The 17,997-nt window shown below is 74.1% G+C and carries 14 protein-coding genes; 3 read left to right on the forward strand and 11 right to left on the reverse strand.

The genetic code is table 11. From position 1 onward, the window contains the following. Positions 1 to 128 precede the first annotated feature (128 nt). From ACZ434_RS15785 to rimP, 8 genes are all read right to left on the reverse strand, one after another. Positions 129 to 4,415 carry a trypsin-like peptidase domain-containing protein gene (locus ACZ434_RS15785; protein ID WP_468455979.1) on the reverse strand — a complete coding sequence of 1,429 codons (4,287 nt, stop codon included), beginning with the start codon at positions 4,413 to 4,415 and terminating at the stop codon, positions 129 to 131. A gap of 309 nt (positions 4,416 to 4,724) precedes the next feature. Further along, entirely contained in the window at positions 4,725 to 5,630 is a 906-nt protein-coding gene (gene truB / locus ACZ434_RS15790; protein ID WP_468455981.1) for a tRNA pseudouridine(55) synthase TruB, read from the reverse strand. Then, complete coding sequence (gene rbfA / locus ACZ434_RS15795) at positions 5,627 to 6,076, reverse strand: 30S ribosome-binding factor RbfA (protein WP_468455983.1); 450 nt, start codon at positions 6,074 to 6,076, stop codon at positions 5,627 to 5,629. Before rbfA ends, truB begins: the two co-directional genes overlap by 4 nt. 49 nt (positions 6,077 to 6,125) lie before the next feature. Beyond that, a complete protein-coding gene (locus ACZ434_RS15800; RefSeq protein WP_468456387.1) occupies positions 6,126 to 6,419 on the reverse strand; it encodes a DUF503 domain-containing protein in 294 nt (97 codons plus the stop codon). A 251-nt stretch (positions 6,420 to 6,670) separates the two neighbouring features. Further along, positions 6,671 to 9,709, reverse strand: a complete 3,039-nt coding sequence (gene infB / locus ACZ434_RS15805) for a translation initiation factor IF-2 (protein ID WP_468455985.1) — start codon at positions 9,707 to 9,709, stop codon at positions 6,671 to 6,673. 146 nt (positions 9,710 to 9,855) lie between these two features. Beyond that, positions 9,856 to 10,176 carry a YlxR family protein gene (locus ACZ434_RS15810; protein ID WP_468455987.1) on the reverse strand — a complete coding sequence of 107 codons (321 nt, stop codon included), beginning with the start codon at positions 10,174 to 10,176 and terminating at the stop codon, positions 9,856 to 9,858. Between the two features lie 101 nt (positions 10,177 to 10,277). Next, positions 10,278 to 11,276, reverse strand: coding sequence for a transcription termination factor NusA (gene nusA / locus ACZ434_RS15815; RefSeq protein WP_468455989.1), 999 nt, complete (start codon positions 11,274 to 11,276; stop codon positions 10,278 to 10,280). Between the two features lie 2 nt (positions 11,277 to 11,278). Continuing rightward, on the reverse strand, positions 11,279 to 11,800 hold the full coding sequence (rimP, locus tag ACZ434_RS15820; protein WP_468455991.1) for a ribosome maturation factor RimP: 522 nt from the start codon (positions 11,798 to 11,800) through the stop codon (positions 11,279 to 11,281). 211 nt (positions 11,801 to 12,011) lie between these two features. On the opposite strand from rimP, the gene ACZ434_RS15825 reads away from it, so the two are divergent. From ACZ434_RS15825 to ACZ434_RS15835, 3 genes are read left to right on the forward strand one after another with little or no spacing between them, the layout of a single operon-like run. After that, positions 12,012 to 12,575, forward strand: coding sequence for a hypothetical protein (locus ACZ434_RS15825; RefSeq protein WP_468455993.1), 564 nt, complete (start codon positions 12,012 to 12,014; stop codon positions 12,573 to 12,575). Beyond that, positions 12,572 to 13,045: a ferritin-like domain-containing protein gene (locus ACZ434_RS15830; RefSeq protein WP_468455995.1), complete on the forward strand. Its 474-nt coding sequence runs from the start codon at positions 12,572 to 12,574 to the stop codon at positions 13,043 to 13,045. Before ACZ434_RS15825 ends, ACZ434_RS15830 begins: the two co-directional genes overlap by 4 nt. Before the next feature lie 51 nt (positions 13,046 to 13,096). Further along, positions 13,097 to 14,002, forward strand: a complete 906-nt coding sequence (locus ACZ434_RS15835) for an aminoglycoside phosphotransferase family protein (protein WP_468455997.1) — start codon at positions 13,097 to 13,099, stop codon at positions 14,000 to 14,002. 648 nt (positions 14,003 to 14,650) lie between these two features. Here ACZ434_RS15835 and ACZ434_RS15840 read toward each other — a convergent pair. From ACZ434_RS15840 to ACZ434_RS15850, 3 genes are all read right to left on the reverse strand, one after another. Continuing rightward, positions 14,651 to 16,351, reverse strand: coding sequence for a proline--tRNA ligase (locus ACZ434_RS15840; RefSeq protein WP_468455999.1), 1,701 nt, complete (start codon positions 16,349 to 16,351; stop codon positions 14,651 to 14,653). A gap of 98 nt (positions 16,352 to 16,449) precedes the next feature. Further along, positions 16,450 to 17,016, reverse strand: a complete 567-nt coding sequence (locus tag ACZ434_RS15845; protein WP_468456001.1) for a GNAT family N-acetyltransferase — start codon at positions 17,014 to 17,016, stop codon at positions 16,450 to 16,452. A gap of 27 nt (positions 17,017 to 17,043) precedes the next feature. Beyond that, positions 17,044 to 17,892, reverse strand: a complete 849-nt coding sequence (locus ACZ434_RS15850) for a GNAT family N-acetyltransferase (RefSeq protein WP_468456003.1) — start codon at positions 17,890 to 17,892, stop codon at positions 17,044 to 17,046. Positions 17,893 to 17,997 lie beyond the last annotated feature (105 nt).

Below are 17,997 nucleotides of genomic sequence, written 5' to 3' on the forward strand. Positions count from 1 at the left end.
ACCCGGGTCCGTGGACTTCTGTGCGCAGGTCCAAGGGTGCCATGCCGGGTGTCGCCGGCCCGCATCGGCATGGTCGACCGGGCGGGCCGTGTGACGCGGTGCACGTGCGGGCGGGGGCCGGGCGGGGATCAGGCGGGGACGCCCGCGCCCGCCAGGTCCTCGATCGTCCGCCGGGTGCCGGGGTCCACGAGCGCGGACCATGCGTGCGGGGCGTCCGCGAGCCAGCCGGCGACGGTGACGGCGAAGCCCGGGACGTGACGGACCAGGTCGGTCAGACAGCGCTGGAAGCGGCCGGCGCCGTCCGGGGCGCGGACGAGGAGCAGTCCGGTGCGGTGGACGAGGACGCGTGGTTCGGGACCGGTGGTGCGGGCGGCGGCGCGCAGCACCGCCTCCAGGACGGCGGGGTCGGACTCGCGGGTGAGCAGGGTGTCCAGCAGTTCGCGGCGCAGCGGGCGGGAGGCACGGGTGCCGGGGGCGGCGAGCACGCCGGCGAGGACCAGCCGGAGCGGTTGCGGACCGTCGTCGAGCAGGCCGGTGAGCAGGGTCCGGAGTGCGGCGCGGTCGGCGGGGCCGCCGTGGTCCAGTCTGCGGTCGGCGTACGCGGCCACGGGTCCGGTCAGCTCGGGGCGCCGTTCCGCGGCGTCCCGTACGAGGGCGGCGACCGGCCGGGCGAGGGCGGGGGTGACGGCGTCGGCGAGGGCGTGGAAGGTACCGGACGGGTCCGCCTCCCGGGCCAGCCTCGTACGGAAGGCGTCGAGGACGGGCTCCGGGTGGGTGGCGAGGGCGTCGGTCAGGGCGCTCGGCGGGAGGTGGGGGTCGCCGTCGGCGAAACGGGCGAGGGCCCGGGTGAGGTGGCGGTCCCTGCTGTCGGGGTCGCGGACGAGGAGGGCGAGCGCCCCGCCGTGCAGCTCCCGGTCGGCGGTGCGGACGAGGATGGTGAGGGCCGCGTACCTGAGCAGGGTGTGGTCGGCCGCGTCGCGCGCGTACGGCGCGGCCCGCAGGCCGTAGGTGATCGCCGCGGCCCGGCGTGCGGGGCGTTCGTCGCGGGCCCAGCGGTCGGCGGCCCGGCACATCGCCGCGGGCTCCTCCTCGGTCAGTACGGTGAGCAGTTGGTCGGCGCGCCGGTGGGTGCTGTCGGCGAGGGCTTCCGTGAGCGCGTCCAGGGCCTCGTGCCGGTGGGTGTGCAGCAGCGCCTGCGCGGCCGTCGCGACGGTCGCGTGGGGGGTGGCGGGCAGCGGCCGTTCGTCCTCGAACCAGCGCACCAGGTACGGCAGTACGGCGATGGGGTCGGCGGTGAGCAGCCGGGCGGCGGCGTCCAGGAAGCGGGGGCCGTTCTCGCACGGGGGGCCGTCGGCGTGGACCAGGCGGCGCAGCAGGGCGCAGCGCGCCGCCGGCGGCAGCCGGAGCGCGGTCCAGAAGGCGGGGACCAGCTCCGGGGGCACCGTCCTGCGCTGCTCCCGCCATGCCACGATCCGGTCGGACAGCAGGCGCAGCACGTCCGTGTACGGGGTCGCGTCGGGCAGGCGGGCGAGGGTCGCGGTGAGGAGGCGGGCGGCCCACCACGAGCCGGGGTCGGCCTCGAGGGCGTGGGTGAGGTCCGCCAGGCGTGAGGCGAGGCGGCCGGTGCCGTGCCGGCGGGCGAGGTGCAGCAGGGCCTCGACGACGGGGCCGATGCGGTGGCGCGGGACGGGCTCGGCGGGCGGCCGGGGGCGGTGGGCGTCGTGGACCAGGGCGCGCAGGGCGGCGTCCAGGTCGAGGTGGCTGCCCTGGAGCCAGTCGGCGAACTCCCCGTGGGCGAACCGGTAGCCGAGTCCGGCGGGGAGGAGGAGTCCCTCGGCGAGTACGGCGGCGGCCCAGCCGGTGCGCTCGCCGTCCCGACCGGGGTCGGGACCGGCCGGGAACACGTCCTCGAAGGCCTCCGCATCCAGTCCGCCGTGCCCGGTGCCGAGGCCGCGGCGGGCGGCTTCGTGCACCCTCCCGGCCACCTGGGCCGCCAGTCGGCGTACGGCGGTGCCGTGGAGCCCGTTCCCGGCGGCGAGGCGGGTGGCGATGCGCAGGCACAGCAGGTCCAGGTGGGCCGAGAAGACGTCGTCGCGGTCGGCCGGGACGTCGGGGGCGTCACCGGCGAGGCCGGACCTGACCTCGGCGAGCAGCCGCAGGGTCAGCGGGTGACGGGCGTCGGCGTCGGTCACGGCGCCTTCGGGGATGCCGTGGCGGGCGCGCGCCTCGCGGGCCTCCTCGGGGGTGAGGTCGCCGAGGATCACACACGCCGGGAGCCCGTCGGGGCCGTGCACTCCGGGGTGGAGCAGCTCTTCGGGGAAGGCCGCCTCCTCCCAGAACTCCGCGCGGCACGCCACCACGAGCCGTACGCCCGTGTCCCCGAGCCATCGCGCGGTGCCGGCGGTCCATTCGGGGAGGTGCTGGTACAGCTCCGGCGGCATCTGCTCGGGGTCGTCCAGGAGCAGCAGCAGCGGGTGGCCGGCGGTGCGGGCGAGCCGGGCGAGCCGTTCCGGGCCCAGGTCGCCGAGCGCGTCCGGGGTGGCCGGGAACGGGCGGCGGGAGGCGGCGACGACAGCGGCGGCGCGCTCCAGTGCGCGGCGGGCGGCGTCCGCGAGTGAGCGGTCGCCCTCGCGGAGATCGGCGCCGCGCAGCAACAGGGCGGGCCGCCCGGCCCGGTGGCGGCGGGCGGCGAGCGCCGCGAGCTCGGTACTGCGGCCACTGCCGGGCGCCCCGACGAGGCCCAGCACGGTGGCCCCGCCCTGCTCGAACGCGGCGAACTCCGCGAGGACGGCGGGGCGTTCGACGGCTTCCACGGCGGTCATCCGCACCCCGCCCGGCGCCTCGGGTACCGCCGGAACGGCCGCGCCGGTACGGAACCGGGCCGGGGCGAGGGCGAGTTCGCCCGGGGCTGTCATGGGCCCGACCGGGGCGGCCACGGAGCCCACGGCGGCCTCCGGCACCACCGAAGCAGCAGCGAACCGGAGCGAGGAGACCGCGTTCCCCGCCGTCACTTCCCGCCCCGTCCCCGGAGCCCTCAGTCCCCCAGGAAACCCGAGCGCCGCAACCGCCTCTCCCCCCACAGCGCCCTCCGGCCACACCGAAGCAGCAGCGAACCCGGCCACGGCAGTCGCGTCCCCCGCCCTCGAAGCGACCGCGCACCGTCCACAGGCACCGGCAGAACCTGCGGCGCCCTCCACCGCCCCTTCCCGCTCTGTCCCCAGCCCTCCGGGGGGCCCGACCGACGGAACCGCCTCTCCCCCCGCAGCGACGCCCCGCCGCACAGAAGCAACGCCGTACCCGGCCACGGCAGTCGCCTCCCCCACCGCCGAGGCGACCGCGCACCGACCGCAGGCAGCCGCCCAGTTGACGACGCCGACGGGAAACCTCACTGCATCCGCCGCGAGTTCGTTCCAGGTCGCCGTCAGTTCCCCCAGTCCGGCGAGGTTGAGGTCGGGGCCGTAGGCGGGGACCGTCGCGGCGTTCTCGGTGAGCAGCGCGGCGAGGGCGGGGGCCGTCGGGGGCAGCGGTACGGCGAAGCCCACGTCGCTGTCGGCCGAGCGGAGGGCGGTGCCGAGGACGCCGAGCACGGTGCCGGTTGCGGCGTCGAGGACCGGGCCGCCCGCGGCTCCTCCGCCGAGGCGCAGCGCGTCCCGGCCGGCGGTGCCGACCGCCAACTCCAGTGCGGTGGCGACGGGGTGCGGGCGGTCGGTGGCGGTGTAGGTGACGGCGGCCGTGCCCAGTACGCGTGCCTCGCGCCAGCCGCCGGCGGCGATCCGCACATAGGTGCCGCTCTCGACGCCCGTCCGCGCGGAGACCGGCAGCGGTGTCACGCCGAGGCCTTCCGTGCGTACGAGGGCCAGGTCGAGTGCGGGCAGTGGGGTGACGGCGTCGGCCGCCACCACGCAGTGGCGGTTCCCGGCCGCGTACAGCACGATCCGGGGCAGGCCGTCGACCGCCTCGTGGCTGGTGATCACCGTGCCGCGGTGGTCGGCCACGAAGCCGGTGCCGCGCGGGCGGCCGGCGAGATCGTGCAGACGGACCAGGCCCTCGTCGACGGGCTGGTCCGCGACGTTCAGCGGTGCGCCGCCCGGGAGGTCGCGGGGGCCGGGCAGGAACGGCGCGAAGTGGCCGGAGGGGCCCGGCGCCGACCACGGGCTGCGGAAACCCTCGCCGGAGTGGTCCGCGGCGAGGGAGTGGCCGTCACGGCCGGCGGGCTCCCGGTCCCCGGACGGCTCCGCGGCCCATGTGGGCCGGGGGCGCCCGGGCAGCTCCGCGCGCCCCCGGTGGTCCTCGCCGCCGGACGGGTCCGCGCAGTCCCGGGGTCGCGGGAAGCCGCAGGTGCCCGGGGTCCCGGTGGAAGCCGAGGGACTGCCCGGGACGTCCCGCTCCTCGCGGGGTCCGATTCGTGACGGCATCCTCGCGCCTCCCGCCGAACTTCCGTGCCCTGGTCTGTGACATTAGGCCCGAAATGATCAGCGGGACAGATCGGTCGGCGAACGCGCCCCCTTCCGCTCCCCCGGTTCACTCCGAGCGCCCGCACTTACGGGTGAACAGGCGGGCGTGGATGGATACACCCTAGGGGTGGGGGAACCGAGGGGGGACCGTGGAGCGGCGGCATGTCCATCCCCGTGGCGCCGCTCCACGGGCGGACCCTCGACCGAGCGACCGACCGACTGACCGAGCGACCGACCGACCAGCCGGCCAACCGACCGCGCCCTCGTCGCTCAGCCGAAGACGGCCAGGCTCTTCGCCTTCCCCCGCTGTTCCTCGACCAGCGCCAGGAACCGGTCCGCGGGCCCGAAGACGCCCACGGCACCGGAACCGGCGTACTCCTCGGGCATCTCCAGCCGGACCCCGTTGGTGAGCAGCCTGGCCCGCCGTTCGTCGACGTCCCAGCGCGGGAACGCGGCGGTGGCGGCGTCGGCGATCGGCATCACCGTCAGCTCCTTCTGGAGTTGGTCCAGCGTCCTGGCGGAGTCCAGCTTGTACGGGCCCACGCGGGTGCGGCGCAGTGCGGTGAGGTGGCCGCCGACGCCGAGGCCCGCGCCCAGGTCGCGGGCGAGGGCGCGGATGTAGGTGCCGGAGGAGCAGACGACCGACACCACCAGGTCCAGCACCGGGGTGCCGTCCTTGGCGGCGCCCTCCCGGACGTCGTGGACGGCGAAGGAGGAGACGGTGACCGGCCGGGCGGGGATGTCGAACTCCTCGCCCTCCCGCGCGCGCTTGTAGGAGCGCACGCCGTTGATCTTGATGGCGCTGACCTTGGACGGCACCTGCATGATCTCGCCGGTCAGCCGGGCGACCCCGGCGTCGACGGCCTCCCGGGTGATCCCGGAGGCGTCGGTGGAGGAGGTGATCTCCCCTTCGGCGTCGTCGGTGACCGTGTTCTGCCCGAGCCGTACGGTGCCGACGTATTCCTTCTCGGTCAGCGCCAGGTGGCCGAGGAGCTTGGTGGCCCGCTCGACGCCGAGGACGAGGACTCCCGTCGCCATCGGGTCGAGGGTGCCGGCGTGGCCGACGCGCCGGGTACGGGCGATACCGCGCATCTTGGCGACCACGTCGTGCGAAGTGAAGCCCGACGGCTTGTCGACGATGACAAGGCCGTCGGGCGTGGTGTGCTTCTGGGTCATTCGGCGGTGTCGTCCGTCTCGTCGTCTTCCGGCTTGCGGTACGGGTCGGCGTCACCGGCGTACGTGGCGCCCGCGGACGCCTCGCGCACCTTCGCGTCGGACTGGCGCGCCCGGTCGAGGAGGTCCTCGATGTTGCGTGCCGTGTCCGGCAGGGCGTCCATGACGAAGGTCAGGGTCGGCGTGAACTTCACGCCCGCCGCCCGGCCCACCTCCGAGCGCAGGATGCCCTTGGCGCTCTCCAGGCCCGCCGCGGCGGCCTTCCGCTCCTCGTCGTCCCCGTACACGGTGTAGAAGACGGTCGCCTCCCTGAGGTCACCGGTGACCCGGGTGTCCGTGATGGTGACGTGCGAGCCGAGCCGCGGGTCCTTGATCCCGCGCTGCAGCTTCTGGGCCACCACCTCTCGGATGAGGTCCGCCAGCCTTTTCGCCCGCGCGTTGTCGGCCACTGGTCCGTCTCCCGTTCTTTCCTGTCTGCGTATCTCTGGGCTGTCGTCGTCAGTCGTCTTCACCGTGGAAGCGCCGCCTGACGGACAGCAGCTCCACCTCGGGGCGCCCGGCGACCAGCCGCTCGCACCGGTCCAGTACGTCTCTCAGGTGCCCCGCGTCACCGGACACCATGGCCAGGCCGACGACGGCCCGGCGATGGAGGTCCATGTGGTCCACCTCGGCCGCGCTCACCGCGTACTTGCGCTGGAGCTCGGCGACGATCGGGCGGACGACGGAGCGCTTCTCCTTCAGCGAATGTACGTCGCCGAGGAGGAGGTCGAAGGACAGCGTCCCCACATACATGTGCAACCGGTTCACCCGCCGGTACGGGATCGATGGCCCCGCCATCCGTGGTGGGCAGGGACATCAGAACCGTACAACGAAGGGGGTGCGGCGATCGACGGATATTGCGCCCACCGACGCCCACCGGCGCCCCCGGAGCGCACCGGCGCCCACCGGAGCCCGGTGGACCGCCCGGAGCGCGCCGCCGGCCCCGCACACACGAGCCGGCCGGCGGGACCACGGTCCCGCCGGCCGGTACGCACCGTGGGGTGTTACACCCGCGGCTTCTCGCGCATCTCGTACGTCGCGATGACGTCGTCGACCTTGATGTCGTTGAAGTTTCCGAGGTTGATACCGCCCTCGAAGCCTTCGCGGATCTCGGTGACGTCGTCCTTGAAGCGACGCAGACCCTCGATGTTGAGGTTCTCCGCGATGACCTTGCCATCGCGCAGGAGGCGCGCCTTGGTGTTGCGCTTGACCTCGCCGGAGCGGATGAGAACACCCGCGATGTTGCCCAGCTTGGACGAGCGGAAGACCTCGCGGATCTCCGCCGTGCCGAGCTCGACCTCTTCGTACTCCGGCTTGAGCATGCCCTTGAGGGCCGCCTCGATCTCCTCGATCGCCTGGTAGATGACCGAGTAGTAGCGGACGTCCACGCCCTCGCGCTCGGCCATCTGCTGTGCCCGCCCGGCGGCGCGCACGTTGAAGCCGATCACGATGGCGTCCGAGCCCATCGCCAGGTCGATGTCGGACTCCGTGACCGCACCGACGCCGCGGTGCAGGACGCGGATGTCGACCTCTTCGCCGACGTCCAGCTGGAGCAGGGACGACTCCAGGGCCTCGACCGATCCGGACGCGTCGCCCTTGATGATCAGGTTCAGCTGCTGGACCTCGCCGGCCTTGAGCACCTTGTCCAGGTCCTCCAGCGACACGCGGCGCGTGCGCTTGGCGAACGCGGCGTTGCGCTCACGGGCGGCGCGCTTCTCGGCGATCTGACGGGCCGTACGGTCCTCGTCGACGACGATGAAGTTGTCGCCCGCACCCGGGACGTTGGTCAGGCCCAGGACCTGGACCGGCGTCGACGGGCCGGCCTCGGCGACGTTGTTGCCGTTGTCGTCGAGCATGGCGCGCACGCGGCCGTAGGCGTCGCCCACCACCATCGTGTCGCCGACCCGCAGGGTGCCTCGCTGGACGAGGACGGTCGCCACGGCACCGCGGCCGCGGTCGAGCCGGGACTCGATCGAGATGCCCTGCGCGTCCTGCGTGGGGTTGGCCCGCAGGTCGAGCGAGGCGTCCGCGGTGAGGACGACGGCCTCGAGGAGGCTGTCGATGTGCAGACCCTGCTTGGCGGAGATGTCGACGAACATGGTGTCGCCGCCGTACTCCTCGGCCACCAGGCCGTACTCGGTCAGCTGACCGCGCACCTTGGTCGGGTCGGCGCCCTCGACGTCGATCTTGTTGACCGCGACGACGATCGGGACCTCGGCCGCCTTGGCGTGGTTGAGCGCCTCGACCGTCTGCGGCATGACGCCGTCGTTGGCCGCGACGACCAGGATCGCGATGTCGGTCGACTTGGCACCGCGGGCACGCATGGCGGTGAACGCCTCGTGACCCGGGGTGTCGATGAAGGTGATCTTGCGATCCTCTTCGTTGACCTCGGTCGTGACCTGGTAGGCACCGATGTGCTGGGTGATGCCGCCGGCCTCGCCCGCGATGACGTTCGTCTTGCGGATGGCGTCGAGGAGGCGGGTCTTTCCGTGGTCGACGTGACCCATGACGGTGACGACCGGCGGGCGGACCACCAGGTCCTCCTCGTCGCCCTCGTCCTCGCCGAACTCCAGGTCGAAGGACTCGAGCAGCTCGCGGTCCTCCTCCTCCGGGCTGACGATCTGAACGGTGTAGTTCATCTCGTCCGCGAGGAGCTGGAGCGTCTCGTCGGAGACGGACTGGGTCGCGGTGACCATCTCGCCGAGGTTCATCATGACCGCGACGAGCGACGCCGGGTTGGCGTTGATCTTCTCCGCGAAGTCGGTGAGCGAGGCACCGCGCGACAGGCGAATGGTCTCGCCGTTGCCGCGAGGCAGCATCACACCGCCGACCGACGGGGCCTGCATGGCCTCGTACTCCTGGCGCCTCTGCCGCTTCGACTTGCGGCCGCGGCGCGCGGGACCGCCGGGACGGCCGAAGGCGCCCTGCGTGCCACCACGGCCACCGGGACCGCCGGGACGGCCGCCGAAGCCGGGACGGCCACCGCCGCCACCGAAGCCGCCGCCACCGGGACGACCGGCGAAACCGCCGCCGCCACCGGGACGACCGGCACCGCCACCGCCGCCGGGACGGCCGGCGAAGCCGCCGCCACCGGGACGACCGGCGCCGCCGGGACGACCCGCACCGCCCGGACCGCGGCCACCGGGGCCGGGACGCGGACCGGCAGCGGGACGCTGCGGCATCATGCCGGGGTTGGGACGCGGGCCACCGGGGCCGCCGCCGGGACGGGGACCGCCCTGCGGACGCGGCATCGAGCCCGGGGTCGGGCGCTGCCCGCCCGGAGCCTGCGGACGCGGACCGCCGCCCTGGCCGCCGGGGGCCTGGGGACGCGGACCGGCGCCGGGGGCACCGGGACCGCCGGGACGCTGGCCCTGCGGGCGCGGGGCCTGCGGACGGGCCATGCCGGTGGAGCCACCGGAGGTGAAGGGGTTGTTGCCGGGACGGGGACCGGCCGGGCGGGCGCCCGGACGCGGAGCGCCGCCACCGGGACGCTGACCCTGGCCGGCCGGACGGCCCTGGCCGCCCTGCCCCTGACCCTGGCCCTGACCCGGAGCGGGACGGCCGCCGGGCTTGGGAGCACCGGGACGCGCGCCGCCGGGCTTCGGACCGGACGGAGCCGGGGCCGCCGCCGCGGGCGGGGCCTGGAACTCCGGGGCCGCCGGAGCCGGACGCGGCGCGGGCCGCGGGCCCGGCGTCGGACGGGGACCGGGGGTCGCCGGCGAGGGAGCCGACGGAGCCGCCGGCGGCTGGGCCGCGGCGGGCTTGGGTGCGGCCGGCGGCTTCGGGGCAGCCGGACGCGCCGACTGCGCCGGGGAGGGCGCGCCGGGCTTGGGGGCCGCCTTGCGGGGGGCGCCGGGCTTCGCGGCGGACTTGCCGTTGCCCCCGCCCTGCTGGAAGGCGTCTGTCAGCTTGCGTACTACGGGCGCTTCGATGGTCGAAGACGCCGAACGGACGAATTCACCGAGTTCCTGGAGCTTGGCCATGACGACCTTGCTCTCCACGCCGAACTCCTTGGCGAGTTCGTAGACCCGGACCTTAGCCACTTCGCTCCTTTGAGGTCCGGGTTGCGTCCGGACCGTCGCTAGTTCATGGGCGTACTCATCGCGTACTCATCGAGTGCTCATCGCAATCTCGACCTGCTTTCGACTCGCGAGGTACCAGGCCGCACGGGGGGTTCCGTGCGGCGTTCTTACGGTGTTGCCCGTCCAGTCGGCGGGGGAGCCGCTGATCGGCAACCTTGTGCCTGCTCGACGTAGTGGCGCAACGCCTTTACGTCGAGCGGTCCCGGGACGCGCAGCGCCCTCGGGAACGCCCTGCGGCGCACCGCCTGGTCGAGACAGACCGGGACGGGGTGCACATACGCACCCCGGCCGGGCAGCGTACCGCGAGGATCCGGGACGCACGCGTCCTCGATCACCACGATCCGCAGCAGCTCGCTCTTGACCGCTCGCTCCCGGCACCCCACGCAGGTGCGCTCGGGGCATACGCCAGCTCGTGTCCGGCCAGACACTCCTCAGTCTACCTCCCCGGACCGACCTCACCCCTTTGGGGCAAGAATCGAACACCGCCGCGAGCAAAGCTGTCGTGATCTCAGCCCACCGCGGCTTGGATCTATTCCCCTGCCTGGTCGCCGGTCTGCTCGGTGTCCGGCCGGATGTCGATCCGCCAGCCGGTCAGCCGGGCGGCCAGACGGGCGTTCTGCCCCTCCTTGCCGATCGCCAGGGACAGCTGGTAGTCGGGCACGGTGACCCGCGCGGACCGGGCCGCCAGGTCGACGACCTCCACCTTGGAGACCCGGGCCGGCGACAGCGCGTTCGCCACCATCTCGGCCGGGTCGTCCGACCAGTCGACGATGTCGATCTTCTCGCCGTTCAGCTCGCCCATCACGTTGCGCACCCGGCCGCCCATGGGGCCGATGCAGGCGCCCTTGGCGTTCAGACCCGACCGGGTGGACCGGACGGCGATCTTGGTGCGGTGACCGGCCTCACGGGCGATCGCGGCGATCTCCACGGAGCCGTCGGCGATCTCCGGCACTTCCAGGGCGAACAGCTTCTTCACCAGGTTGGGGTGGGTGCGCGACAGGGTGACGGACGGGCCGCGTACGCCCTTGGCCACCCGGACGACGTACGACCGCAGCCGCATGCCGTGGGGGTAGGTCTCGCCGGGGACCTGCTCCTGCACCGGCAGGATGGCCTCCAGCTTGCCGATGTCGACCAGCACGTTCTTGGGGTCGCGGCCCTGCTGGACCACTCCGGTGACGATGTCGCCCTCGCGGCCGGCGTACTCGCCGAGCGTCGCGTCGTCCTCGGCGTCGCGCAGGCGCTGCAGGATGACCTGCTTGGCCGTGGTGGCGGCGATACGGCCGAAGCCGGACGGGGTGTCGTCGAACGCGCGGGCCTCCTGGCCCTCCTCGAGGTCCTCGGGGTCCTCCTTCGCCCACACGGTCACGTGTCCGGTCTCCCGGTCGAGCTCCACGCGGGCCTGCCGGCGGCTTCCCTCGGTGCGGTGATAGGCGATGAGGAGGGCCGACTCGATCGCCTCGACCAGCAGTTCGAGGGAGATCTCCTTCTCCCGTACCAAGAGCCGAAGAGCACTCATGTCGATGTCCACGATTACGCCTCCTCTTCCTTCGTGTCGTTCTTCTTGTCGGACGCGTCGTCCTTGCGGTTGAACTCGACCTGGACCCGCGCCCTGGTGATGTCGTCGAAGGCGAGCCTGCGCGCGGTGGGCCTGCGGCCCTTGACCCCGGGCACCTCGACGTCGAGTCCCTCGTCGTCGGCCCCGGTGATCCTGGCGACCAGTTCGCCGCCCTCGGTGAGCTGGAACCGCACGAGCCGGCCGGTGGCGCGCACGTAGTGGCGGTGCTCGGTGAGGAGGCGCTCCGCGCCGGGGGTTCCGACCTCGAGGGTGTACTCCGCGCTGCCCATCGCGTCGCTCTCGTCGAGCTTCGCCGAGAGCGCGCGGCTCACTTCGGCGATACGGTCGAGGTCCGCGCCGGTGTCGGAGTCGACGACGACGCGCAGCACACGCTTGCGGCCGACCGAGTCCACGGCGATCTCTTCGAGATCCAGGCCCTGGGAGCTGACGAGCGGTTCCAGAAGTTCTCGAAGCCTCTCGCTCTGGGTGGTGCTCATCCGGGTGACTCCTCGGCCGCGTGTGCTGTTGTGGGACGGTGCGCGTTGCTGCCTCAAAGGGTATCCGGTCGCGGGGGGTGTTGCCGTCCACCCCGGTCACGGAGGGTGCCGCTGACGGGCGCCGGGCCGGGGCCCGGGTACCGTGATCGCGGGCCAGCGGTCCGTTTCCCTTCCGTCGCCACGTTCGTACGAGTCCCCGAGGACGTCTGCCGTGCCGTACCCCTCGTCTCCGCGCGCCCGTTCGGGGCCGCGCAGAAGGAGCCTGCTCGCCGTCGCCCCGGCGGCCCTGCTGGTGGCGGGCTGTTCCGCCGAGCCCGGGAAGCCGGACGCCGGTGCCGGCCGTCCCTCGGCCGCCGACCGGACACGCGCGCGTGCGGCCCGGGACAGCGTGGAACTCGCCGGGCGGTACGACGCGGTCGTCGCCGCGCATCCGAGGCTGGCGGGGCGGCTGGGTCCACTGCGCGCGGAGGTCGTCCGGCACGCGGAGGCGTTCGGGGGTCGGGCGGAGGTCCCGCCGTCGTCGTCGCCGTCGCCGTCCGCGTCGTCGTCCCCGTCGCCGTCCGGTTCCGGTACGGCGTCCCCGGCTCCCTCCCGGGCCGCGGTGCCCGTGAAGGAGAAGGACGCCCTCGCCGAACTCGCGGCCACGGAGCGGGAGATCGCCGACCGGCGGACGGCGGCGCTGCTGGACGCGCCGGGTGAACTGGCCCGGCTCCTGGCCTCGGTGGCGGCGGCCGGCGCGGCCCATGTCTATCTGCTGACGGAGGCGGGACGGTGAGCGGGACCCGCGAGGCGCAGGACAAGGAACTGCGGGCTCTCCAGGCGGCCCTGGCCGCGGAGCACGCGGCGGTGTACGGCTACGGGGTCGTCGGCGGCCGGATCGGCGAGGAGCGGCGCACCGAGGCACGGACGGCGTACGACGCGCACCGGGCGCGCAGGGACGCGTTGGTGCGCGCGGTGCACGACACGGGCGGCGCGCCCGTCGCCGCCGCCGCCGGGTACGCGCTGCCGTTCCCGGTGCCGGACGCGGCGGCGGCGGTGCGGCTGGCGGCGGAGCTGGAAGGCAGGGTGGCCGGGGTGTACGCGGATCTGGTGCGCGCGAGCACCGGTGAGCGGCGCCGCGGGGCGGCCGAGGCGATGCGGGAGGCGGCGGTGCGGTCGGTGCGCTGGAGCGGGGAGAGCGTAGCCTTCCCTGGGCTCGCCGAGCGGGGCGGTACGGCTTCGGGGACACCGGCGCCGAAGGCGTGACGCCACGGGGGCGGCAGGCACCGCGTACAGCAGGAAAGGAACGACTCGCGCATGGCTTTCGAACCGCCGCAACGTCTGGTGAGGGCGCTCGGTGAGACGGCGCCCGAGGGTGACGACTGGCTGGAGAAACTGCCGGAGTCGGCGCACGGGGCCGTCGCACAGCGTGAGTTGACCGTGGAGCGGGTGCAGATGCCGGGCGGGCGCAGCAGCCTGGTGGTGCTGGTGCGTTCGGCCGACGGGGCCCCCTCCGTGCTGAAGCTGGCGCCGCGCCGGGCGCGTCCGGAGGACGAGCGGGCGGCGCTGGCCCACTGGAACGGGCGGGGAGCGGTGCGGCTGCTGGAGCCGGCGGCTTCCGGGAACGAGGGGGTGCTGCTGCTGGAGCGGCTGCACCCGGATGTGTCGGTGCGGACGCTGCCGGAGGCGAAGGCGCTGCTGGAGGCGGCGGGGACGCTGCGCCGGCTCTGGGTGGATCCGCCCGAGGACCACGGTTTCGAGACGGTCGCCGGGCGGACGGAGCGGCAGGCGCGGGCGATGGGGGCGAGTGCGGCGGCCGATCCGGAGGTGGCCCCGCTGGTGGAGGCGGCGCTGACGGCGCGTGCGGAGTTGCTGGCCGCGCCGCCGGAACACCGGCTGCTGCACGGGACGTTCCGGCAGAGCAAGGTGCTCGCCGGGGAGCGGATGCCGTGGCTGGCGGTGGGGCCGGACCCGGTGGTCGGGGAGCACGCGTTCGACCTGGCCCGGCTGGTGCGCGACCGCGTGGAGGACCTGATCGCCCAGCCGTCGGGCGCGACGACGACGCGGCGGCGGGTGAAGCGGCTGGCGGAGTCCCTGGAGGTCGACCGGGAGCGGTTGCGGGGCTGGACGCTGTTCCGCGCGGTGGAGTCGGGCGTACGGGCGCGGCGCGTGGGGCGTGAGCGGGATGCGGAGCTGCTGCTGGAGTTCGCGACCTGGCTGTGAGGCTCCGCCTTCGGGGGCGGGGGCTGGGGGGCGCCGTGCCCTTGGCGCACCGCGCCCCCTTCCGCCAGCCGTACCGCTGGGACACCACCCCGCAAGCCCTTCCGCCACGACACGGCCCTCGCAACCCCGTCCGCCACAACCGCCGACAGTCGCGCCACGGCACTGCGCTTGCAACCCCGTCCGCCGCAGCTGCGGGCAGTCGTGCCGCAGGGCGGCACGGGTGGGCGCGGCGGCAACCGGCGAACGCCGGACTGTGTCACCCCGCCCGGCCCGGATCGACGTGCCGGTGTCAGATGTGCCCCGGGGCTGCGGGGCCGGGCCTTGCCGACGTCGGCGCTGGGCGGCAGGGCACTGGTGCGGGCCGGGGGGTGTGGCGCAGCCCGGCGCTTCCGGGGTGCCGCTGCGCCCACCCGTGCCGCCCCAGCGGCACGACTGCCCGCAGCTGGGGGGCTGCGGGGCCGGGCGTTGGTGCGGGTCGGGGGTGGGGCGCAGCCCCGCGCTCGCGGGGTGCCGTCGCGCCCACCCGTGCCGCCCTGGGGGTACCCCCTCTGGGGGAGGCACGACTGCCCGCAGCTGCAGCGGGCTGCAGCGCCGGGCGTTGGTGCGGGCCGGGGGTGGGGCGCGGCTGGCCGTAGTTGGGGGGTGGCGTCAGGGCGTCAGGCGGGTGATTGCCTGCTCTACCGTCAGTTCCTCGCGTTCGCCCGTGCGGCGGTCCTTGAGTTCGACGATGCCCTCCGCAGCGCGGCGGCCCGCGACCAGGATCTGCGGGACGCCGATCAGTTCCGAGTCGGTGAACTTCACGCCCGGGGAGACGCCCGCGCGGTCGTCGACCAGGACCCGGACGCCGGCGGCGGACAGCTTCTCGGAGACGTCGAGGGCGAGCTCGGTCTGCAGGGCCTTGCCCGCGGCGACCACGTGCACGTCCGCCGGGGCGACCTCCGCGGGCCAGCACAGGCCCTTGTCGTCGGCGGTCTGCTCGGCGAGGGCCGCCACCGCGCGGGAGACGCCGACGCCGTAGGAGCCCATGGTGACGCGGGCCGGCTTGCCGTTCTGGCCGAGGACGTCCAGCTTGAGGGCGTCGGCGTACTTGCGGCCCAGCTGGAAGATGTGGCCGATCTCGATCGCGCGGTCCAGGCGCAGCCCCGTGCCGCACTTGGGGCAGGGGTCGCCCTCCTGCACCACCACGACGTCCACGTACGCGTCGACCTCGAAGTCGCGCCCGGCGACCACGTTCTTCACGTGCGTGTCGGCCTTGTTGGCGCCCGTGATCCAGGCGGTGCCGGGGGCGACGCGCGGGTCGGCGAGGTAGGTCACCTTGTCCAGGCCCTGCGGGCCGACGTAGCCGCGCACCAGGTCGGGGCGGGCGATGAAGTCCGCCTCGGTGACCATCTCCACCGCGGCCGGGGCGAAGTGCGCCTCGACCTTGTCCATGTCGACCTCGCGGTCGCCGGGCACGCCCACGGCGACGATCTCGCCGTCGACCTTGACCAGCAGGTTCTTCAGCGTGGCCGAGGCGGGCACGCCGAGCGAGGCGGCGAGGGTCTCGATGGTCGGGGTGTCGGGGGTGGGGATGTCCTCGGCGGCCGGGACGTCCGTGGCGTCGACCGGCTTCGCCTCGTAGGCGATCGCCTCGGTGTTGGCGGCGAAGTCGCAGTTCGGGCAGTCCGCGAAGGTGTCCTCGCCGGCCTCGGCGGGGGCGAGGAACTCCTCGGACTTGGAGCCGCCCATGGCGCCCGCGGTGGCCGCGCAGATGCGGTAGTCGAGGCCGAGGCGCTCGAAGATCTTCTGGTAGGCCGCGCGGTGCAGGGCGTACGACTGGGCGAGGCCCTCGTCCTCGAGGTCGAAGGAGTAGGAGTCCTTCATCAGGAACTCGCGGCCGCGCAGGATGCCGGCGCGGGGGCGGGCCTCGTCGCGGAACTTGGTCTGGATCTGGTAGAGGATCACCGGCAGGTCCTTGTAGGAGGACGCCTGGTCCTTCACCAGCAGGGTGAAGATCTCCTCGTGGGTGGGGCCGAGGAGGTAGTCGCCGCCCTTGCGGTCCTGGAGGCGGAACAGCTCGGGGCCGTACTCGTCCCAGCGGCCGGTGGCCTCGTACGGTTCACGCGGCAGCAGGGCGGGGAGCAGGACCTCCTGGGCGCCGATGGCGTCCATCTCCTCGCGGACGATGCGCTCCACGTTGGCGAGGACCTTCTTGCCGAGGGGCAGCCACGTCCAGATGCCGGCGGCGGTACGGCGTACGTAGCCCGCGCGGACCAGCAGCTTGTGGCTGAGGACCTCGGCGTCCGCCGGGTCGTCGCGCAGCGTCTTCGCCATCAACTGGGACATGCGCTGGACCGGTGCGTTCGCCATGGTTTTCGTATCTCCTGCTGCGTCTCGGTGATGACAGCGAGGTTAGCCGGGCGGGACGCGGCGGCGGAAATCGATTGTCCGCCGACCGCGGGCGTCCGCTATCCGCGCGGCAGCGGCAGCGGGGCGCCCATGACGGCGTACGGCCGGGGCGCGCTGGGGAAGTGGACCTGGCGGGCGAGGTCCTGGTAGCCGAGGGAGTGGTACAGGTGGCGGGCGGGGCTGTCGATGTCGATCGCGGAGAGGATCGAGCGGGGCTGTTCGGCACCGTCGGTGATCGTGGTGATCAGGGCGCGGCCGATGCCGTGCTGCTGGTGCCGGGGGTGGACGTGCAGCTCGGTGATGACGAAGGAGTCGTCGAGCCAGTCGCCGTGGCCCCGCATGCGCAGATAGGGCTCGACGACGGTGGACCACCAGTGGGTGCGGTCGTTGGGCATGCCGTAGACGAAGCCGACGAGGCGGCCCCCGACGGTGGCGCCGAAGGCCCTGGCGCCGGGGAAGGTCATGTGGCGCAGCACGATCTGCCGGCGGACGGCCACCTCGTCGGGTCCGAGCCCGAACGCCACCGCCTGCACCGCCAGCGCCTCGTCGACATGACCGGGCAGGTCGAGGGGGCCGATCACGATGTCGTCGGGCTCGGAGCGGCCGTGACCGGGAAAGCGCAGCATGCCGGGGAGACTACAGGGACACGCCGGTCAGAACAGCACGCTCATGAAGGCGCCGACCTCCTGGAAGCCGACCCTCTCGTACGTTCTGCGGGCGGGGGTGTTGAAGTCGTTGACGTAGAGGCTCGCCACGGGTGCGACGTCGGCGAGGGCGTAGCGCAGTACGGCCGCCATGCCGGGGGCGGCGACGCCCCTGCCGCGGTGCTCGGGGGCGACCCAGACGCCCTGGATCTGGCAGGCGCGGTCGGTCGCGGCGCCGATCTCGGCCTTGAAGACGACCTTGCCGTCGGCGTCGAAGCGGGCGAAGGAGCGGCCGGCGCCGACGAGCTCGGCGACCCGGGCCTGGTAGAGCAGGCCGCCGTCACCGGCCAGCGGGGAGATGCCGACCTCCTCGGTGAACATCGCCACGCACGCCGGCATGATCGTCTCCAGTTCGTCCTTGCGGACGCGGCGGACGTACGGGTCGGGGGCGATGCCGTGGGGCATGCGGTCGGTGACCATGAGGGGCTGGTGGGTGCGGACCTCGCGGGCGGGGCCCCACTGGGGTTCGAGCAGCCGCCACAGTTCGGCGATGGGTTCGGCCGGGCCGACGATGGAGGAGCAGCGGCGTCCGGCCCGGCGGGCGCGGTCGGCGAAGGCGCGGATCGCCCGGGGGGTGGCGCAGATGGGCACCAGGTTGGCGCCGGCGTAGCACAGGGAGGTCAGGGCGCCGCCTTCGTACCAGCCCCACATCTCGCCGCCGAGCCGCCAGGGGTCGAGGCCGGCGATCCGGACCCGGGCCGTCACGAAGGCGTTCGCGACCGGCTCGCGGTCGAGGACGGCGAGCGCGGCGTCCAGGTCGTTCGGTTCGAGGACCCGGGAAGTGGTCTGCGTCAACAAAAGCGGGGGCCTCACACAAAGGGGTCTGCCTGATTTCCGCACTGTACCCGCGGAAGCCGGGCGGCGCCGCCCCGGTTCGGCCCCGTCCTGCCACGCCGGAGGGCC

This window comes from Streptomyces sp. NPDC030893, from assembly GCF_055571535.1.